The sequence below is a fragment of the Paenibacillus sp. 7523-1 genome (assembly GCF_002276415.1).
Classification (GTDB): domain Bacteria; phylum Bacillota; class Bacilli; order Paenibacillales; family Paenibacillaceae; genus Paenibacillus; species Paenibacillus illinoisensis_A.
In genome coordinates, this window is the sequence record NZ_NPBR01000024.1 from 125,206 (window position 1) to 145,560 (window position 20,355).

The window sequence follows — 20,355 nt, forward strand, 5'->3', positions numbered from 1 at the left end:
GATACGCTTATGAAATTGCAAGGCAAACTGATTATTAATGCGTTAATTTCATTACTTCTATGTCTTGTGTTGGTAGCCTATATCATCTTTCAGTTACTGGGCATCAACGCCAAAAATCAAAATCTGGTGCCAGCCATGCTCAAGGTCAGTGAGCTCAAAGCCAATCAGATTCAGACCCAGCAGGCGCTGGATGTGTTCTCTTTCTCGATGACAGCCGGCAATCAGAATGCCGTACGCAGCTTGTTGGACGAAGGTAAAACGATGATTCAGGAACTTACCGAAGGATTACTGGAAACTGATGAACAGCTTCGATTGATGGGATCCATTCAGACAAAATTGACTGCACTGGATCAGGGGGCAACTGAAGCCATGCAAGCCTTGGACAGCTCGGAAGCCAAACGGTACAGCACACGAGTGCAGGGCATTCAAAATGATATCTACATGCTCGATGAAATAACCAAGGAACGGTATGATCAATACACGATCAATCTGGAGCAGGACATTCAGCAGACCTGGCAAATTGCATTGGGCGGCGCTGTCCTCCTGCTCGTCGCTGCCATGCTGTTCAACATGTATACATCCCGGAAGCTAGCCAAACGTATTGGATTGCTGAAGAACGCTGCAGGACAGATTGCAGCAGGCGACCTTACCCAGCAGCTGCCTGAAACCCGGGGCAAGGATGAACTGGATGAGCTGAATCGCTCCTTCCGTCTTATGACAGAAAACATTCGCAATATTATCCAATCGATTGATACCGCCGGGAAACGGGTGGATGGCATGGCTCAGGACATTGACCGCGGCAACGACACCATGCAGGCCATTGTGCAGCAGGTCTCCCGTACGACGGAAGAGCTGTCCATCGGCAGCCAGAAGATTGCGGAGGATCTGAGTGAAACGGTGATGGTCGTGGACAAGATGCAGCACACGTTCGGCAGCAACCTTCATGCCACTTCCCAATCGGCGATCCATGGCAACGAGGTGATGAGCACGGTTGAGGAAGGACACACGGCCATTGAGGAGCAGCTTCGCCTCGCTGAAATGAACCGGATCGCCATGGCTGAGGTTGAACAAACTGTGCAGGAGCTGGAAGAAAGCGCAGCCCGCATTACCACGATGACAGGTTATGTGTCCGAGATCGCCAAGCAGACCACGCTGCTCTCCCTGAACGCTTCAATAGAAGCCGCTCGTGCCGGCGAAGCCGGTCGCGGTTTCGCCGTGGTTGCAGGGGAAGTCAACAAGCTCGCAGAGCAGTCTGCACAATCCGTGCAGCATATCTATGCGGCTGTGGGAGAGATCACAAGCGCCATGGACAAGGTGAAAGGTTCTGTAATGCAGAGTATACAGCTCTTCGCTGAACAGGAAAAGGCGACCGGACAAACCCGGGATTCCTTCTCGGCTATTCGTGACAGCGTAGAACAGATCAGTACGGGTATTAACCAGCTGGCCGAAGATATGCAGCTATCCAGTCAGCTAAGTACACAGGTGCAGCAGGCCATTGAAAACATCAGTGCCATTACGCAGCAATCGGCAGCAAGCAGTGAAGAGATTACGGCTTCGACAGCTGAACAGCAGCGCTCGTTTGAAGAGGCCAGCATCAAGGTCAAATCGCTGCGTGATATCAGTGAGGAAATGCATCAGGAGCTGCAGCGTTTCCGCTTGTAGTAATGGAATGCCTCATCCTTAATCATGTAAACAAGAAAACCTCCACTTCTCTTGGTATGAGAGAAGTGGAGGTTTTTTAATGAGCGTGAGTTTACACAGATTATTATTCAGTTCACGCAGGTTAAGGCTCTCTCAGCGAAGAGAATCACAGGGCGTCAATGATGTCTCCTGCCAGCAGAGACGCCGGGTCACCGCGCCGCTGCGCAGCCTGCTCGGCGGCCTGGCCGTGCAGGTATACACCAAAAGCGGCTGCCTGCTCCGCGCTGAGTCCTTGAGCGAGCAGACCGGCGATGATGCCGGTCAATACGTCCCCGGCGCCGCCCGTTGCCATGCCGGCGTGCCCGGTGGTGTTGATGTACGCCTCGCCGGAAGGCGTTGCGATGACCGTTCGTGCTCCTTTGAGCACCAGGGTCACGCCCTGCTCGCGGGCGTACCTTGCAGCGTGACCAATTCGGTCACGCTGCACTTCGGGGGTCGGCATGCCCAGCAGGCGGCCCATCTCTCCGGGGTGCGGCGTCAAAATGGTCGCTGCACTGCGCCGGCCCCAGTCGCGAGGCCCGGCTCTGCCCGCGTCTGCGAGCATGTTGAGGGCGTCCGCGTCGATGACGAGCGGGCGATCCGTCTGCTGCCACAGGCGGCGCAGCCAGCCAGTGTCGCCCTCGAAGCGGCCGAGGCCTGGCCCGGTTGCAATCACGTCGCGGCTCTCCGCAAGACGAAGCACGGCTTCGGCGGAAGCCGCGTTCCACTCGCCGCTGTCGCCATCTGCGGCGGCTGCGAGCATGAGCTCAGGCACACTGCCGATGACATGCGGCAGCAGTGCCGCGGGCAGTGCCCATGTGGCGAGTCCGCAGCCAGCGCGCAGTGCAGCCTTGGCCGAGAGCAGACCTGCGCCGCTCATCGGCAGACTGCCTGCGACCAGCAGTACGTGACCGTAGGTACCCTTGTGCCCGTCAGGTGCCCGCAGACGATTCGTATCCACCTTGAGGGCACCGCGCATCACTTCTTCTGTCAACAGACGAACGGTAGGACCGTGCTCTGGCGCAAGCCGTGCCGGAATGCCGATAGCGCGCACCACGATGCGACCGGCAGCCGTTGCGCCCGGATACTGTACAAGTCCGCGCTTCAGCAGCGCAAGGCATATAGTCACCCGCGCTTGAATGCAGGGCTCGTATACCTCCCCGGTGTCGGCATTCAGCCCGCTTGGCACATCGGCGGACACGACCGGCTTACCGCTGTCGTTCGCCGCCTCAATCAGCGCCGCGTAAGCTCCCCGCGGCGCCCCCTGCGAGCCGGTGCCCAGCAGTGCATCCACGATGCCTGTGCACCGGCTGAAGTCCACGGCTTCACGGCCGTGGACAAGGGCAGGGATGCCGAGCTGCGCCGCGGCATCCCGCTGCACTGCGGCTTCGCCTCGCAGTGACTCGGGCGCATCGGCGTAGATCAAGGTAACGCCGAGCCCCGCTTCAAGCAGATGGCGGGCGGCAACCAGCCCGTCCCCGCCATTATTGCCCTTACCGATCAGCATGTACCAATGCTGATCAGCAGGGTGCGCCATCACCAGCGCCGGATCGGCGATGATGTCGCCCCCGGAACCTTGACGATCACCGGGCCCGGTGTGTGCCCGCTGTGCCTCTCCCTGCTCTCGGCGCCTTTTGTGTTCAACCACCCTACCGTCCGCAACCTCTTCCCGGCACAAGGCGATAACTTCCTCCGCTATGGCTCTGCCCGCGTTCTCCATCAGACTCGCAGCAGGAATGCCCAGCTTGTGGATAGTATGCTCATCTACAGCTCGCATCTGTTCAGCGGTGACGATAAACAAGGTTCATCCCTCCCCGGTGAGTAACTTTTCATTCTGCGTTTGGCATCATTCGGTTCTAATAGCTCCCGGCAAACTCTCCCTTAATAAGCTACCGTAAAACGGGAACCAATAAACTGCGGATCATCAAGCTCATCCACCAATGCCGCAGCAAAATCGCCAACCGAGATCGTGCTCTCTCCCAGATCATCGGTCACCAAACGATTCATCCCGATCCGGAAATGGCCTGTCCGCGGTCCGGATGTAATTGTTGCCGCCGGGCTCATATACGTCCAGTGGATATCCGATTCCTCGATCAAGCCATAAGCATCCACATGTGCCTTCGCCAGGGTTCTAACTTCCTCCGGAAATCCAGGTGTATCCATCAGCATCTCGCCGGAATCGGTCAGCAAGCTGCCAGCTCCGCCAACAACAACCAGACGGCTGGCTTTACCGCGGCGAACACCCTCAATCAGTGAACGTGTAACTTCCAGCAGCTCCTCTTCTTCTCCGAATTTCGGTCCATAGGCACTAACGACAGCTTCCTGGCCTGCTGTAAAATCGGCTACCTGATCCGGGTTCAACAAATCTCCCTTTTCCACACGCAGACGTTCATGAACCATTTCCACTTTGGACGGATCACGCACAATCGCAGTCACTTCATGCCCGCGGTCCATCAGCTCCCACAGTATCGTCTTTCCAATCGTTCCAGTCGCTCCAAAAATCGCAACTTTCATATCTTATCCCTCTTTTCATTAGATATCATCTAGTCAACATACCGTTATATTGTAATACTTAATCCTATTGTTATATACCTTAAACGGCTCACGCCATCTTAAACCGGATGTAGCCACTTGTAAACCAATGTTAATAAATCGAAAGAATCCACACTTCCAATAAGCGGCGCTGCACCTATATTCCGCATCCACTGCATTTTTTACACAGCAAAAAAAGCCGCTATGGCGGCTTCATGGTGGCGATGTTTCATTTATATCCGTCCATCCTCTCCCTGTCTCCACCACATGCCTTCCGATTTCGGGCTGGTATAGGTGAAACCAAATTGGGAGTACAGACGATCTGCAGGTACATCCGCTAGAAGACTCACCAAGCCTCGAGCAGGTACATGTTCCTGCAAGTAGTCCATGATCTCGCTCATAATCAACTTGCCATATCCCCTGCCTTGAACATCCGGGTGAACCGCAATATCCACCACCTGAAAGAAACAACCGCCATCCCCAATAACCCTGCCCATGCCTACGAGTGCATCTCCATTGCGTAAACATACGGCAAAAAGACTGTTCGGCAGTCCAATTTCTGCTCCCTCCTTGCTCATCGCACTGAGACCCGCAGTTTGTCGCAAGGCAAGATACTCTGCTGCTGTGGGTGGAATGTGTTCAATACTGATCTGGTCCATGAATTGTGCCCCTTTCTGCTTGAATTCATCTACTTCCTGTGTAATAGTGAGAGAAAGCTTACGTGAAGCGTGTTTCAAGATACGTTAAGTTTGTGCAAAGGAGGAAAACGTGTGTTTCAACCCTGGATCGAAGAGCTACTATCGCGCCCCGGCGCTGAGGCTGTGCTGTTTGGAGTCATAGCTCTGCTGCTCTGGATATATATATGGTCTGCCACTGAAGTTCGCCGCAGCCACGAAAGGCAAATGCGAAGGATACAAGATACATTATACATAAGCACAACCCTATTGGGAAAACTCACCATTCTGGAACATAAAAAGTATTCATTCTCAGAAAATGAACAACAGGATCTGTTCATGGCCATGCTGGCCTGCAAATCGGCATCTGACCTCTCCTCTACGTTACAGGAGCAGATCCGCGATTGCATCAAGGAGCATGATCCTGCCAGACTCGCGCTGATGCACAGAGCATTAGAACGAGAATGCACCGCATTATCAGATGAACTCGGTCAAGATAACCGAACAGATCATTGGGGCGAGGCCATCTGGACAATCTTTCGGCCTCTGGCCGAACCAGCTGCACTGGCAGCTACCCTGTTTCTGGTTGCTGATCTTGTGTTCCGTCAGCGACTGTTGGACGTTTCCCTAGATTCATGGGAGAGCGTCCTCCCGTGGTTGCGTGCAGTTTCCTTAATGATTGCCATAATGTATGGTTATCTGCTCTGGGCCAGCCTGCGCCGCGAACCATCAGGTACAGTGAACAAAATACTCTTCTTGCTGATCGTGCTATGCTCGCTTCTCCATCTGATTGGGCCTGCTGCTGCTCCTTATGCCTTGGGATTACAGCTAGTCCTGTTCACTTCAGGTTTCGGGTTTACTGGAACTCGCCCACGTAGTGATCGCCCTTATGTAGGTCATACCGAGCTGGAGCCAACGAATGAGCCCCCTACTGAAAACGAAGTGAGTGCAGCACGTAAAGCTGGTGCCTACACGGGCGAATAGTGAGACCATTCCCTTTTTTTCATGTAATCTATGATAATCAAATGGGTAAACCAGAACTCTCAGGACTGAATCCTGCGTGTTGCTCAAGATGTAAAAAGGACTGAACTACAACGTAGTTCAGTCCTTTTCCATATAAGAATAGTATTGCTTTGATAAAATGCGTTAGCTTATTTCGCTGCAACATGTGCAATGATGCGATCCTTTTCGTAAGTAACCTGAACGTCATAACCATCCGCTGTGACTTGGTCGAATTCACCTTTAATTACGCCAGCCGTAATTAAAGTAATATCCTTGGAACCTTCGATCTTATAGTTGGACAAGTCCAGATTGAGGCTTCCTCCATCCAGATACAGCTTTTGACCAACATTAACCTGACTGTTATCATTGTCCATAACCAATTCCAACGTTCCATTGTCCATGGTAAAGTTTCTGTTTAATTTTAATGCTCCATCCGCATGAACGATGACTTTTCCATTCTCCACATACAGATCACCGAGACCAAAAGCAGATGCAGATTCAGCCACCAGCGTTCCCGCCTGCAGCAGCGTTCCACCTGTGTAACTGTTGTTGCCTGTCATGGTAAGTGTTCCTGTCCCCTTTTTCGTTAGCATTCCACTGCCGGAGATATCATTTCTCCACCAATCCTCTGCATTGAAACGCCCTTTGGAAGCATCCATATCTACGGTTACATTGTTTAGGAATGCACCGTAGCCATCCGCTGCCGTCACCAAGTCCAATCTGCCCCAACCGTTAGACTCGTCCAGAACCGGATAACCGGAATCAATGGATGTCGTATACAACACTTCTCTACGCTGCTCATCGGTCAAATAAGGCTGATGTGTCTTCAACAGCGCCTCTGCTCCCTGCGGCACTTCAGGAGCCAAACCTTTGATTCCTGTTTGTGGCAGACCATATGTGAGTTTTTCTCTGTAGAAGGCTTTATTGGCGTCATGATCTTCCCATTTCTTTTCATCATAAGCACTTTTGAATGTGTAGTCCTCTGTTACGGTATGTGCATAATCATATAAACTCATATTTTCTTTCTGTGCTGCTGCTCCAAATACCTCTCCTGCATTATCATACGCCTTCTCCATCAATTCCTGGTTCTCTTCCTTATTAAAAGCATATGCAGTCATGGCTGTAGCTTGTATTCTTGCACCTATGACATCAAGCGGCGAGTGCATCCCGGTCACAATGCGATTTTCACCCATTTGAGCAGCTCTTGTTAAAAATTCAGAGAATCGTTCTGGAGTAGCATAGGCAAAAGGAAGAACAGACAGATACGAAGCACTGGTATGACCGCTTGGGAATGCTCCATCCTTACCTCGTCCATCTTCCGCTATTCTTCTTACATAGCTTAATGCAGGAATAATTTCCACGTTGCTTTCGTATTGTTGGAAATGCTTTTCTCCCGTTGTCTTTGTTCCTCCTGAAGCCAAAGGCTCTTCTGTCACTTCACCCTTACCTAAGGTTTCCCACACAGCCAAACCATTCTCATCGACAACCTCTTTCACTTCTCCGTTCGAATTCATTCTCCATGGTCTTGGGGAAGAGTAGAAGTATTTCGAAGGGTTGGAGGATGAAGGAATTTTGAATCGAACTAGATCCACCAGAGCTACCATGTCTGCAAGCTCCGTCTTAGCCCAATCACTTCCCAATCCCTGGCTTTGATCTTCGGCCGTTTCTTCTGTCAAGACAACATCCATGTCCTTGATCTCTCTTTCGACGCTTGTCGTTGGCTTGACGATGTCTACATACGTGTTAGCCAGTGGCCCAAAAGCTTCCATCATACTGTAGATCTTATCTCTCTGGTCATCATAATAGGCAGCTAACGCCTCTTCATCGGTACGATTTTGCGTCACATCTTCTACATATTTGATGTTAGCGACCCAAGTCGCTTGATTTCGGATTTCCTCGTTTGCGAATGTTTTCTGGTCTGCGACCGCTGTTTTTTGATCATTTTTAAAGCCATCATAATATGGGGTCGGCCCATCGCCATACTTTGCAACCGCTCCCTTCACTCCCGGTTTCGTCGCAGCTGTACCATCTCTCCAATCCGATTGGTTCATGGACCAGACTTGTTCGAAACCGTCCAAGATATCAATAAATGGATTCGTTGCCGCAATATTTTTCAACGTGCCGTCGTCCGCATTGGCTCCATGTTCGACTGCAGACAGACGAGCTTCTTCGGCAGGGGCTTCCACATTCAGCACATTAGCTGTTCCCTTTGGCTTGAATGGTTTAGCATCTGCATTGGATTCTATTTCCAAGGCATTAAAAAGTGCACTTACAGCTTCTGCACGAGTGATGGATTGAAGTGGTTTGAAGCTTCCATCCGAATATCCGGATATAATTTTTGCTGCTGCAGTTCCGCCTACAGCTCCTTTGCTCCAATCCGCAATGGACGAAGCATCGCTAAATGCATTCGCAGCTCCCTCATTCAGGTCCAGATTCAGAATGCCGGCGATGATTTTGGCCGCTTCCTGACGTGTGATCGGATTTTGAGGTTTCATCGTTTGATCCGCATAACCATCCATATATCCAGCCGCACTAGCTGTAGAAACGGCCTGATAATACCATGTATCCTCAGAAACATCATTAAAGTTAATTGCAGCTTGTCCCGCATATCCAAAAGCACCATTCACCAGATTCATAAATTCTGCTCTCGTAATCTCGTTGTTTGGTTTGAATGAACGATCCAAATAGCCCCGAATCAGTCCTTCATCACCCCATGCTTGAATGTTCGCTTCCGCCCAGTGTCCCTTAATATCAGAGAACTGAATCTTCTGATCGGCTGCAAAGCTCCGATCTGCAAACGTTGGGCTTACCATAGACAACATTAGAAGTAATGCCAGTGATTTTTTAAGTGGTTTTCTCATGGCCTGCAAATACACGCTCCCATAATCGTAATTTTTCGATTTCATCAGCGAATGTGTAGGATGGTCTCCATTCATTCCGTGTCTGATCTGGGGTTAACTTTAGCACTCGGGGGAGCCTGGCATCTATAGAACAAATTCCGTTTTATATCAAATTCGTACGTTTTGGCACGTGTCTTCTTCAGAAAATAGAGTGAATAATAGAATCGTCATCTAGAGTGTAGTTGTTTGTAAATTTAGATTAACGGAAGGTAAATTATTCTGGGGGTGTTTGTTAAATTTCGATCAACATGATTTCTAGTCCCGGGGCTATTATATAATGATGAAGTTGTCTAGAAACCAGTGATGAAGGAGGAAAACGAATGCGCAAGCTCTTCCAGTCTGTGAGATCCAGGATGGTTTTTTCCTATCTTGCTGTCGTCCTTGTTATTGCGCTTCTTTTCGGCTCTATCTTATATCTTTTCTTCTCCCATCAATACAGCAAAGAGATTCGGATCAACAAACAACTGCTCCTGCAAAGTACCGTTAATTATATTGAGACCTCCGTTATCGAAAAGGTGAATCAGGTCTATCTTTCTCTTGCCTTGGGCAGTCCCGTCAGCATTCAGCTCGATAGCCTGCAAGGAAACCACAGCAAAATCCTGGACATCGAGCAGCTGCTCAAAAGTCAGGTACAAAATTATTCCGACCTGATTCAGGCCATTCATGTGTACGATACAGAGAATCATTTCATGATCTCTTCTGTACATGGGCTGCAGCTCCATGAGGTCACTCCTTCGAGCGTAGATCCTGCCTACGATTGGATTGAAGCGATGAAAAAGAGTGACAAAGGCTCCTTATGGATGCAGACACGTATGGTTCCTGAGGACACTTATATCGAATCACCCGAACAGAGGAGCACGATTCCTCTAATCTCTTATGTTCACAGTTATCCATTTCAGTCCTCTGGACAAGACAGTAAGGTCATGGTTGCGATTGATATCAAAGAATCGACGATCAGTCAGCTGATTCGTAATATGATTCCTGCCGACTATGAAAATACATACATCGTGGATCAGCGTGGAGTCGTCATATCTGCCGCTGATAAATCAATGTTAGGCAGCTCCACGAGCGAGAATCTGCTTCAGTCGCTGCTCTCCAGTCCTTCTTCCGGCGAGAGCTTCACGCAAATATTTAATCACGATGCTTATGTTGTTTCCCATGAGCAATTCGAAGAAAATGGATGGAGAATTTACACAACCACCCCGAATAAAAGCTTCTATTATAAGCTGGGTAGCTTAAAGGAAGTTTCTGCGCTTCTGGGTTTGATCGCTGTAGCGGTTGGGATAGCCATGTCGTTCGGCTTTACCGTAGCCAATTACAGTCCTCTTAAGCGGATCCTGAAAAATATCAAGGCCAGGGTAGATAGCCCCAGCGGCCTGAAGCAGAATGAATATCGATTCATCGATTCGGCTATCAACAGCCTTTCCATTAAAGTCGATAGTCTGGAAGAAACGCTGCAGGCCAATCACAAAATGATTAGACACAGTATTATGCTGAATATGTTAAATAACCGATTTACACCTGAGGAACTTACGGAACAACTGCAATCTGTTCGGGTGTCGATGGCCTATTCCCGCTATCGCTGTATCGTCATTGACCCCGTCAGCGAGAAGTGGAAGGAATTGCAGCCACGACAATTGCAGCATACGTTGTACACGATGATTCAGCAGCTGGAGACAGCAGAAATAGCTGAAACAAAGCTGCTTGCGGAGGAATTGCAGGATCACAAAATAGCAGTGATCATCTGTACGAATCAACGCGAAGAGCCTGTTTCGGATCACATTATAAACTTTATTCATTCTGAGGCGAGAAGCCGGTTCGATCTGGATTTTGCAGTGTCCTTAGGCGGCTGGGTAGAGCATTTCACGAAGATTCACACAAGCTATCATGCGGCGAACGCATTGATTCAATACAGCTACTTCTTCCCTGCTCTGTCTGCCATTCAAGACCTTGATCTTCTGCAAAGGGAGACCAGCAGTTTGGAGATTCCGGACGCGTACCTTATGAATTTTGAGAAGAAGTTGCAATCCCGTGATATGGACGGTACGGTTCTGGCCATTCAGGATGTGGTATCGACCATCAAGGAAGGCCTGTATTCAGCCGAATACAGCCGCATTATTTTATTAAAAATGGTTTCCATATACGCTGACTGCATCAATCAAGTGCGCTGGCAGCCCGCCGAGGCGAGCTCCATGAATTTGTACAAGCAATATTCCTCGTTCTACAATATCAACCGGTATTCGGAATGGATGACTGATCTGGTAACCGAATTTATCACACATATGGAGAAACGAAGCGAGGTCAGGAGCCCGGATACCATATCAGCTGTCAAAGCCTACGTTCGCGAGCATATTTCGGGCGATCTCACGCTGGATCATGTCGCAGAACAAGTGTATATCAGTCCCAAGTATCTCAGCAAGATTTTTAAGGAAGAGACCGGCATAGCCTATTCGGAATATGTCACGAATCAGAGAATGGAACGCGCACGCGAACTCATCGCACAACAGGAATTTACTATTGAGCAGGTTGCGAGCACGGTCGGATACCGTACCTCTGCTTACTTCATTAAGAAATTCAAAGAAATTCACGGCTGTACACCGAAAAACTTCATGCGCAGTCTGATGAACTGATTAGCCGAAGGGTTGCCCCTAACCTTGGACATTGATCCAGATATCAAATCATGAGAAGGAGCTGCTATGAACCTCAACCTTTCAAGAGCTCTGTGTCTATTGATCACCACCGTTATCCTTGTCATATGTATGAGTGGCTGCACCGTCTTGGGGGAACAACGCTCTCAAATGCAGCCGCACAATCCTGCTGATGAGTCTGAGAAGGATACAGAGCCGCCATATACGATTTCCTGGACCATGCATCAGAATACTCCCGTTCCTGAGGATGCCGAGATGATTACCTATATCGAGGATCTTTTTGATGTGAATCTGGAGGTCTGGAACCTGGAGAACAGACGCTATGAGGACCTGCTGGACTTGAAGCTCGCTCAAGGGAACATACCGGATCTTCTTCGGATCAGGCAGCCACATGATCTGCTTAAATATCAGATGCAGGGGGTGTTGGCAGAAATTCCCGAGGACGTACTAGAAGAACATGCGCCTCATATTGTGAAGCGAATCCGTGATTATGATTCACGTTACTTGGAGTACGGAAAAATAGATGGCACCTTATATGGAATCCCGGTCATCAATCAGACTAACATCTACCGGACCCCTGTCGTATATCGGGAAGACTGGCTGGAGAAACTCGGTCTCGATGTTCCGCGGACATTAGAGGAGTTTGAGACGGTTATGTATGCATTCGCCAAAGGTGACCCTGACGGTAATGGGAAACAGGATACATACGGGTTATCCAAAGAGGGCATGAATGTCGTTTTTGGTGCTTTTGGACAGTCCGTTTTTACCGAGCAGCTATATTTTAATCAAAAAAATGACCAACTCGTGATCGGCGCATTGGAACCTGAGATGAAGAAAGCCTTGGCTTATCTACAGAAATGGTATCAGGATGGGATTATCGATCCTGAATTCATAACTGGAGAAAATAAAGGTGGCTATAAACATTTGTCCCATGCGTTTATTAATAGCAGAATTGGGATGACCTCGATGGGCAATTATTATCATTGGACTCAAGACGGAGATTATAGCGTCCTTAATGAAAAGGACGAGGAAATTCCCGTTGAAGCCATGTTCAATGTCCATGAACTCCAACAGAAGAACGCAACTGCAGACGTTGAATTCGGTCCTCCCGTTACAGGGCCTGATGGAGTCAGTGGCTCCAAAGGTTACAATCTGCTGATGAGTTTCATTACAATCGGGGCCGATGCGGTCAATGAGCCTGGTAAACTGGAAAAAATCCTTGAAATTCTCGATTATGTCAGTGCAAACTCCGATCCGGCAGAGCAGATCAAAATGGAATATGGCCTTCCAGGAAAGCACTGGGACTGGAGCTCTTCATCTTCAGGGGAGTTTCATATTCTGCCCCCATATAACCGTATGGAGAATTACACCAATATGATCGGCTCCAGCATTGGCATGGCTGTTCCAGGTGCATCCATCGGCAAACGGGAGCAGTGGGCTGCATCTGAGGGATTGACGGAGAATGGTATTTATAATCATCTGGAGGTGGCAACCCCTGCCCTGATTCAATATTCATCCGAGTTGATCCATATGAGGGACAGCGCATACATCTCCATCATTACCGGGGATCAGCCTGTTGAAAGTTTTGATACCTTCGTGGAGGAATTTATGGAAGCAGGCGGGCAGCAGGTACTGATTGAAGCTAATGAATGGTACAACGGGCAAATGGAGACAAACTCCACCAAATAGTTTGGCCACATTATCGCATTAAAAGCATGAATTACCCATGAGTTTCCAAAAGAGTACGTGTGCTTCGGAAAACTTATGGGTAACTCACACTAAACCAATCTATGCCTCAATCAGTGCTCCCTGATGCCGTCTCAGCTCTACCCCTTCGCACTTGCATTCGATCCGCGCAATGAGCGGGGGGAGCTGCTTCGTGCAGTGCTGCCGGATTTGGAGGTGCTGCCTGAGGGCGTGTTCTCAAATCGTTTGCGTTCAGTCCGCTCCATCTGCACAATCTGACCTTCATGTACAACGATGTGAAGCGAGCCAAACTCCATGTCATTCAGCTGTCCGGCAATTCGATCCATCCATACCTCATCCACTTTTAACGGCTTAGCCATAGAGCCGCCTCCTCTTCCCGGGCTGCTGCCCGCTATATGATTGACGCTGATCATCCGTCCGACTTATAATTCATTCTTATCCAACCTATATACTTGGTTTATACATTATCAGGGCTTCCATTAGCTGTCAATCTGTATTTTCAAGAAACATAAATGAATTATATTGAACTCGTGAGAACTTCCAGAAAGGATGGAAAGAGGGCCGAAATTCGGACCCTCAACTACTTCTCTGAAACCGTTCTGTGCCCCAGCCAGCTCTTGAGCAGCAGCGTTGCCAGAGCCAGGATCAGTAATAAGGAAGCGACAGCGAACGATGCCGAGAACTGGTACTCGTTGTACAAAATCTCGACATGCAGCGGCAGTGTATTCGTCTCTCCGCGAATATGTCCCGACACCACCGATACAGCTCCGAACTCGCCCATCGCACGGGCATTACACAGAATGATGCCGTACAGCAGCCCCCACTTAATGTTGGGCAGCGTGACATTCCAGAAGATGCGCCATCCCGAAGCGCCGAGCGTAACTGCCGCCTCCTCTTCCCTCGTACCCTGATCCTCCATTAATGGAATGAGTTCTCGCGCTACAAAAGGAAAGGTAATAAACAGCGTTGCGATTATGATACCAGGCAAGGCAAAGATAATCTTGATATCATGCTCTGCCAGCCACGGACCAAACCAGCCATTGGAGCCAAATACCAGTACAAAGATCAACCCGCCCACAACTGGCGAGATAGAAAAGGGGAGATCAATTAACGTGATCATGATTCCCTTTCCCTTGAACTGGAACTTGGTGATGACCCAGGCTGCAGCTACACCAAATATCGTATTCAGCGGTACGGTAATCGCTGCAACAAGCAGTGTCAGCTTCAGGGCAGACATGGCATCCGGTTCGGTAAGAGCTGCAATATAGACACCCCACCCTTGTTTCAGTGCTTCCATCATTACAATGATTAATGGCAAAATGAGCAGCCAAAGCAGTACCAGACTTGCCAGTCCGATCAACAGCCATTTGACCCATGGAGCTTCCGTAGTTGCACGGTTTGGCCCCGGACCGATTCGCACTTGGGGATCAGGCGTTATTGGAACAGAACCCGCCATCATATGTACCTCCTTTTGGTTTAAGGTTGGCTTATTACGCCTAAGCCCGGCCTGCCTTCCTGCTCCAGCGCTGAAGGGAGTTAATCACCAGCAGCAGGACAAAAGAAACCAGCAGCAGCAGCAAGGCTACAGCCGTAGCTCCTGCGTAATCGAACTGCTCCAGCTTCGCCATAATCAGCAGGGGTGCAATCTCCGTTTTCATCGGCATGTTACCCGAGATAAATACGACAGATCCATATTCCCCAATGCCTCTGGCAAAAGCAAGTGCAAACCCGGTCAGCAGCGGCGGAATCAGGTCCGGAAGCAATATCGTCCGAAAAATGCGCCATCTCCCTGCTCCGAGCGTCGCGGCCGCCTCTTCCACTTCGGCTTCCAGCTCTTCCAAAACCGGCTGTACCGTACGTACAACAAACGGAATGCCGATAAACATCAGTGCCAGGGTAATACCTGCCTGCGAATACGCCAGCTTGATACCCAGAGGCTCCACAAGCTGCCCTATCCATCCATTCCCGGCATACAGGGCCGTAAGGGCAACACCTGCCACTGCAGTAGGCAGGGCGAATGGCAGGTCAATGACCGCATCAAACAGGCGATTGCCTGGGAATTCATATCGGACCAGCACCCAAGCCAGGAGCAGCCCAAGAACCAGATTAATCAAGGCAGCAACTCCTGCAGTCAGGAAGCTAACCTTGAAAGAAGCAAGTACCCGGGGGTTACTTGCTGTCTCAATCAACGTGGACCAGGTCAGGCCCGTGGAGTTAAAGATCAACGCTGCCAGTGGAATAAGTACAACCAGGCTCAGGTAGAACACACTGTACCCCATTGTCAATCCGAAGCCCGGCAGTGTGCGTCTCCGGGCCACCATCACCTTGCTCATGGACGTTCATCCTCTCTGCCTTCAGCCGGTAGGCTGGTTGGCCGCTTACATGGTCGTGAGCTTTATTTTGTATCCAACATTAACTGCCTGGAACGTAGATCTGGTCAAAGATTCCGCCGTCATTGAAATGTTTGGCTTGCGTATCCCGCCAAGTGCCAAATACATCATTCAGGGTAAACAATTCAACATCCGGGAACTGGTCTTTGAATTTCTCCTTCACGCTATCCAGCGTCGGGCGATAGTAATTTTCCGCGGCAATGGTCTGCCCCTCTTCGCTGTACAGATATTTCAGATAAGCATCTGCCACCTCGCGGCTGCCTTTTTTGTCTGCATTTTTATCCACGATCGCTACAGGTGGTTCAGCCAAGATACTAACGGAAGGAACAACGATATCGAATTTGTCCGGACCCAGCTCTTTTACCGATAAGAACGCTTCGTTCTCCCAGGCCAGCAGCACATCACCGATACCACGTTCAACAAATGTTGTCGTAGAGCCACGTGCCCCGGAATCAAGTACAGGTGCATGCTTGAAGAGTTCACCAACGAATTCCTTCGCCTTCTCCTCATCATTGTTGTTTTTCTTCAGTGCATATCCCCATGCCGCCAGGTAATTCCATCTTGCTCCACCGGACGTTTTCGGATTGGGGGTAATCACCTGGGTATCCCCTTTGATCAGATCATCCCAGTCCTTGATGCCTTTTGGATTGCCTTTGCGTACCAAAAATACAATGGTTGAAGTATATGGGGAGCTGTTGTGCTCGTATTTATCCTGCCAGCCGGCATTAATCAGCCCTTTATCCTCGATCGCATCAATATCATATCCCAATGCCAGTGTAACGATATCTGCGTCCAAGCCATCGATCACGGAACGACTCTGTTTACCGGAACCGCCGTGTGACTGCTTAATCGTCACTTCCTGGCCTTTTTCTTTTTGCCAATACGCCGCAAACGCCTTGTTATATTGCTCATACAGTTCTCTCGTCGGATCATAGGATACATTCAGCAGCTCGATGGCTTTGGCGGCTTCCTTGCCGCTATCCTGCTCTCCCGATGTTCCTGCCGCACTGGAGCCGCTGCTCTCCGACCCGCACGCTGCCAGTACCCCTGTTAATACCAATGCCAGACCAACCAGAATACCCTTATGAATTCTCTTTTTCATAAACAAAACTCCCCCCAGAATGGTTCTGCAATGACTACCTCAGGCAGGCTGAACAGTATGGAACGCACCGAAAAAAGAACAAAAGACGGAGGAACCACCCGCACACTTCTCCCTCACAAAGTCATGCCGACCCAAGGCCGTGTATGCTTCATCCAGAAATGATGTGCTGCAGTGTTCCTCCGTCGATACGGTTAGAACGTTATTCTGTTCAAGTTACTCTTCTCTGACTGTAATGACTGCTGACGCAATAGTTAAAGCAATCATTTTCATTATTCCTACCTGTTTAGTAAGTTATATGCATATCATAAGGGCAGCCCTCTGGCGTGTCAAACGTTTTTTCCGATTTGTTCCGGATTTCTATCCGATTGACATGGAATGAAAAATGGACAACAGGATTCCCCTGTTGTCCTCAGATCAGGCAGAATAACGGATTAACATTGCATCTTGCTCTGGTTGCCGCAGCTCATGCTTATCTTTTATTTCCCGGCATAATGAATATTGGGTACCGGTGGCGTGCTCATGCCTTCACCCAAATAAAAACCGGTGTGGGGTGGTTGATTATAGGCAACATTTTGCCATGCGATACCAAGACGATACACCGGATCATGCATCAGGGTATAAATCCGCTTGTCCGTGACCGCAGTTGTGGTGTAGATCCGCAGCGCAGAGCTATCGCTTGTCCGCCATACCACCTCTTCCCTCCAGTCCCCGAACAGGTCAGCCTGCAGATTCGGTGTGGATTTTGTACCATTATTGGAGGAAACACCTGAAGCTGTCAGCAAATTAACGGTTTTGCTGTTGGCATAGTCCCACTTATCGATTCGATTGCTGTCCAGCAGTTCCCGCAGCAGATCTCCATCCCACCAGATGCCAAAATTCGTGGATGAAGGCAAGGTTGTTCCAATTTTCTGTCCTTTGGCTGTATACAGACCACCGTCCGCCCAAACCTCCGCCCCCTTATATCTCGGGTCGATATCCGCTGCCATGCCGCGTCCGATATCCTTTGTTGTAGGTATGCCCCAGATCAGCTGCCCTGTACGTGCATCACGGAATTCAACTCCCGCATTGGACGGGGTCTCATGAACCTGAAATACCTCCAGCCCGGCACGGTCGGGGTCCAGGTCACTCAGATGCATGGCGTCGCCATGGTGAAGCCCTGTCGTGTACAACCCTTTTCCGTTATCATCCACCGCCATGGCACCGTAGATAATCTCATCCTTGCCGTCTCCATCCACGTCCGCTACGCTCAGATTATGATTCCCCTGTCCGGCATACCCCGAATTGCCGGATGTATTCGAATCGAATGTCCACTGCTTCGTCAGCTGCCCATTCCGCCAGTTGTAGGCTACAAGCACCGTACGAGTGTAGTATCCACGTGCCATAACCAGACTTGGACGTTCTCCATCCAGATAGGCAATCGCTGCGAGGAAGCGATCAACCCGGTTGCCATAATTGTCTCCCCAATCGGATACGTTGCCACGTGCCGGTTCATAGTTCACTGTGGACAGAGCTTTGCCAGTCTGCCCATTGAAGATGGTCAGGAATTCCGGTCCGGATAGAACGTATCCGCTGGAATTGCGGTAATCCTTGCTGGCATCGCCAATGACCGTACCGGTGCCATCCTTGCTTCCATCAGCCGTTTTCATCGCAACCTCGGCCTTGCCGTCGCCATCCAGGTCATACACCATGAACTGGGTATAATGAGCACCTGCGCGGATATTTTTGCCGAGGCTAATTCGCCATAAACGTGTCCCGTTCAATTTATAGGCATCGATAAATACTTCACCGGTATATCCACTCTGAGAGTTATCCTTGGAGTTGGAAGGGTCCCACTTCACGATTAGTTCATACTCCCCGTCGCCGTCCAGATCGCCTGCACTGGCATCATTGGCGCTATACGTGTAAGCCACCCCATCCGGTGTTGTCCCGCCCGCCGGTATGCTGAGGGGCACAGACAGGTAGTTGTTTCCCCATACACTCGCAGCTGTCGAAGCCGACTGCTCGGTTCCGCCCACTACGGCCCGAACCGTATATTTGGAACTGCTTGTCCCGCTGGCATCCTGAAGGTTCGTGCTATTGGTTATGGGGGATGCGTTCACTTTGGTTCCATCCCGATATACATTGAACGAAACATTGGATCCTTCCGTACCCAAAAGACGCCAGCTGACAAATACACCTGTACCTGTCTTTACCGCAACCACCCCACGGTCCAGGAACTCCATCTGACGCGTACCCGCCGCCTCGGTTACCGGTGTGTTCCCCAGTCCAAACGCAGTCGTCAGCATGGCTGAACTTAGCAGGGCTATTCCGGCAATTCGCAGCGTCCTTCTCCAAGACAATCGATTCAACATAGAATAATAGCCTCCCCAAATGGAATTGGTAAGCCCGTTGTCTCCTTAGCGTCATCTTTATGTAAGCGCTTTAATATTTTCATTCTAAATTAAACATTTAATTCCATCTATAGGTCTAAATTAGTAATTTAGTGTCGTAAGGACTTTGATTTTGTATTCTTCGCGATACGTTGAATGATTAAAAAATAAAGACCATGCTGGATTAGGCCCATGCATGGTCTTGAGATAATCGGATTTGAGTTTGCTCCTTGCAGCACTGCAGCTTATACCACAGGCGTAATACATACCGGACGGGACACTTCGAGCTTAAATCCATTGTGCGTCAGACGCCCATCTTCCCCATCCATTTGAAATGCAACAATATTGTTGCTATCCTGATTGGCCACGAGCAGAATGCCGCCTGGCAGCAAATTAAAGTTGCGAGGAGTTTGACCGATGGTCGACGTCCATTCCACGGCTTCCAATTTTCCGGATTCCTGATCAATATGATACAGCACGATGCTATCATCCCCGCGGTTGGAAGCGTACAGGAAACGGCCGCAAGGGGATACACGAATATCTGCAGCTGTTCCTTCTCCCGAATGCCCTTCAGGCAGTGTGGAGATATGCTGCAGCGTATTGAACTCACCTCTCCGCTCATCATACATGAATGCGGTAACCGTGTTGTTCAGCTCATTAATGACATATGCCCACTTCCCACTCGGATGGAAAACCAAATGTCTTGGACCTGAACCAGGGGGCTGATTCGTTTCGCGGTGTGTGACCAGCCTTCCTTCTTCCATGCGGTAAACAATAATCTGGTCGAGCCCAAGGTCACATACGACCGCATACTGTCCGGACGGGTCCGGCTGTATGGAATGAGCATGAGGTCCTTCCTGACGGTCATCGTTTTTTCCTCTGCCCGTATGTTCAACCAGTGCACTCATCTCTTCAAGCGTCCCTTGATCCCCTACCGGGAATACATTCACACTCCCACTGCTGTAGTTCGAAGTCAGAACCCATTTGCCATCCTTGGTGACCGACACATAACAAGGAGAAGCCCCTTTGGTCAGTTTCCGATCCATCAGATGCAGTTCACTCGTTGCCGTATCCCTGCGATATACAAGCACCTCTCCCTCATCGGTTTCACTCGCAACGTACAGACAGTTGGCATCTGGGCATAATGCGAGATAGGATGGGTTGTCCACACCCTCAGTGTGACTGACGATTCTCATCTCACCTGTATCTGCATCCAGTGCGCACAGTACAATCCCTGGTTGATCCGCTGATGCATAAGTTCCTGTATAGAAGAATGTTTCATTCGCTGCTGTTCGTTCCATATCTCTCATCTCTCCTTCTCTTTTCCAATTCCATGTCTATCTCTCTTCAT

The 20,355-nt window shown here is 49.8% G+C and carries 14 protein-coding genes; 4 read left to right on the forward strand and 10 right to left on the reverse strand.

What is annotated here, in order from left to right; translation table 11 throughout:
• Positions 1-9 precede the first annotated feature (9 nt).
• Positions 10-1,662: a methyl-accepting chemotaxis protein gene (locus CHH60_RS24130; RefSeq protein ID WP_095361533.1), complete on the forward strand. Its 1,653-nt coding sequence runs from the start codon at positions 10-12 to the stop codon at positions 1,660-1,662.
• A 145-nt stretch (positions 1,663-1,807) separates the two neighbouring features.
• On the opposite strand, the gene CHH60_RS24135 is transcribed toward CHH60_RS24130, so the two are convergent.
• From CHH60_RS24135 to CHH60_RS24145, 3 genes are all read right to left on the reverse strand, one after another.
• Positions 1,808-3,481: an NAD(P)H-hydrate dehydratase gene (locus tag CHH60_RS24135; RefSeq protein WP_095361534.1), complete on the reverse strand. Its 1,674-nt coding sequence runs from the start codon at positions 3,479-3,481 to the stop codon at positions 1,808-1,810.
• An 80-nt stretch (positions 3,482-3,561) separates the two neighbouring features.
• The gene (locus CHH60_RS24140; RefSeq protein WP_095361535.1) at positions 3,562-4,194 is read right to left on the reverse strand and encodes an NAD(P)-dependent oxidoreductase; all 633 of its coding nucleotides are present in this window, start codon (positions 4,192-4,194) and stop codon (positions 3,562-3,564) included.
• Positions 4,195-4,445: 251 nt separating this feature from the next.
• Positions 4,446-4,871, reverse strand: coding sequence for a GNAT family N-acetyltransferase (locus tag CHH60_RS24145; protein WP_095361536.1), 426 nt, complete (start codon positions 4,869-4,871; stop codon positions 4,446-4,448).
• A 111-nt stretch (positions 4,872-4,982) separates the two neighbouring features.
• Here CHH60_RS24145 and CHH60_RS24150 point away from each other — a divergent pair, with 111 nt between their 5' ends.
• Positions 4,983-5,870: a hypothetical protein gene (locus CHH60_RS24150; RefSeq protein ID WP_095361537.1), complete on the forward strand. Its 888-nt coding sequence runs from the start codon at positions 4,983-4,985 to the stop codon at positions 5,868-5,870.
• Between the two features lie 167 nt (positions 5,871-6,037).
• On the opposite strand, the gene CHH60_RS24155 is transcribed toward CHH60_RS24150, so the two are convergent.
• Complete coding sequence (locus CHH60_RS24155) at positions 6,038-8,794, reverse strand: S-layer homology domain-containing protein (RefSeq protein ID WP_255248071.1); 2,757 nt, start codon at positions 8,792-8,794, stop codon at positions 6,038-6,040.
• A gap of 314 nt (positions 8,795-9,108) precedes the next feature.
• On the opposite strand from CHH60_RS24155, the gene CHH60_RS24160 reads away from it, so the two are divergent.
• Together CHH60_RS24160 and CHH60_RS24165 are read left to right on the forward strand one after the other, a co-directional pair.
• Complete coding sequence (locus CHH60_RS24160) at positions 9,109-11,418, forward strand: AraC family transcriptional regulator (RefSeq protein WP_095361538.1); 2,310 nt, start codon at positions 9,109-9,111, stop codon at positions 11,416-11,418.
• Positions 11,419-11,586: 168 nt separating this feature from the next.
• Positions 11,587-13,125, forward strand: coding sequence for an extracellular solute-binding protein (locus CHH60_RS24165; RefSeq protein WP_255248072.1), 1,539 nt, complete (start codon positions 11,587-11,589; stop codon positions 13,123-13,125).
• A 137-nt stretch (positions 13,126-13,262) separates the two neighbouring features.
• Here CHH60_RS24165 and CHH60_RS24170 read toward each other — a convergent pair whose 3' ends face one another.
• From CHH60_RS24170 to CHH60_RS24195, 6 genes are all read right to left on the reverse strand, one after another.
• Positions 13,263-13,502, reverse strand: a complete 240-nt coding sequence (locus tag CHH60_RS24170; RefSeq protein WP_095291770.1) for a YezD family protein — start codon at positions 13,500-13,502, stop codon at positions 13,263-13,265.
• A 221-nt stretch (positions 13,503-13,723) separates the two neighbouring features.
• Positions 13,724-14,599 (reverse strand): sulfate ABC transporter permease subunit CysW, encoded by an 876-nt coding sequence (gene cysW, locus CHH60_RS24175; RefSeq protein WP_095361540.1) that lies wholly within the window; start codon positions 14,597-14,599, stop codon positions 13,724-13,726.
• 40 nt (positions 14,600-14,639) lie between these two features.
• The gene (cysT, locus tag CHH60_RS24180) at positions 14,640-15,476 is read right to left on the reverse strand and encodes a sulfate ABC transporter permease subunit CysT (protein WP_095361541.1); all 837 of its coding nucleotides are present in this window, start codon (positions 15,474-15,476) and stop codon (positions 14,640-14,642) included.
• A gap of 79 nt (positions 15,477-15,555) precedes the next feature.
• Positions 15,556-16,635 (reverse strand): sulfate ABC transporter substrate-binding protein, encoded by a 1,080-nt coding sequence (locus CHH60_RS24185; protein WP_095361542.1) that lies wholly within the window; start codon positions 16,633-16,635, stop codon positions 15,556-15,558.
• 476 nt (positions 16,636-17,111) lie between these two features.
• Positions 17,112-18,920, reverse strand: a complete 1,809-nt coding sequence (locus CHH60_RS24190) for a rhamnogalacturonan lyase (protein ID WP_217990007.1) — start codon at positions 18,918-18,920, stop codon at positions 17,112-17,114.
• A 329-nt stretch (positions 18,921-19,249) separates the two neighbouring features.
• On the reverse strand, positions 19,250-20,305 hold the full coding sequence (locus tag CHH60_RS24195) for a lactonase family protein (protein ID WP_095361544.1): 1,056 nt from the start codon (positions 20,303-20,305) through the stop codon (positions 19,250-19,252).
• Between the last annotated feature and the right edge of the window lie 50 nt (positions 20,306-20,355).

Coding starts and splice junctions, on each gene's coding strand:
- CHH60_RS24140 (WP_095361535.1), bottom strand. CDS start 4,194: ATGAAAGTTGCGATTTTTGGAGCGACTGGAACGATTGGAAAGACGATA.
- cysW (WP_095361540.1), bottom strand. CDS start 14,599: ATGGCGGGTTCTGTTCCAATAACGCCTGATCCCCAAGTGCGAATCGGT.
- CHH60_RS24155 (WP_255248071.1), bottom strand. CDS start 8,794: ATGAAATCGAAAAATTACGATTATGGGAGCGTGTATTTGCAGGCCATG.
- CHH60_RS24160 (WP_095361538.1), top strand. CDS start 9,109: ATGCGCAAGCTCTTCCAGTCTGTGAGATCCAGGATGGTTTTTTCCTAT.
- CHH60_RS24190 (WP_217990007.1), bottom strand. CDS start 18,920: ATGCTGACGACTGCGTTTGGACTGGGGAACACACCGGTAACCGAGGCG.
- CHH60_RS24145 (WP_095361536.1), bottom strand. CDS start 4,871: ATGGACCAGATCAGTATTGAACACATTCCACCCACAGCAGCAGAGTAT.
- CHH60_RS24195 (WP_095361544.1), bottom strand. CDS start 20,305: ATGGAACGAACAGCAGCGAATGAAACATTCTTCTATACAGGAACTTAT.
- CHH60_RS24170 (WP_095291770.1), bottom strand. CDS start 13,502: ATGGCTAAGCCGTTAAAAGTGGATGAGGTATGGATGGATCGAATTGCC.
- CHH60_RS24165 (WP_255248072.1), top strand. CDS start 11,587: ATGCAGCCGCACAATCCTGCTGATGAGTCTGAGAAGGATACAGAGCCG.
- CHH60_RS24185 (WP_095361542.1), bottom strand. CDS start 16,635: ATGAAAAAGAGAATTCATAAGGGTATTCTGGTTGGTCTGGCATTGGTA.
- CHH60_RS24130 (WP_095361533.1), top strand. CDS start 10: ATGAAATTGCAAGGCAAACTGATTATTAATGCGTTAATTTCATTACTT.
- cysT (WP_095361541.1), bottom strand. CDS start 15,476: ATGAGCAAGGTGATGGTGGCCCGGAGACGCACACTGCCGGGCTTCGGA.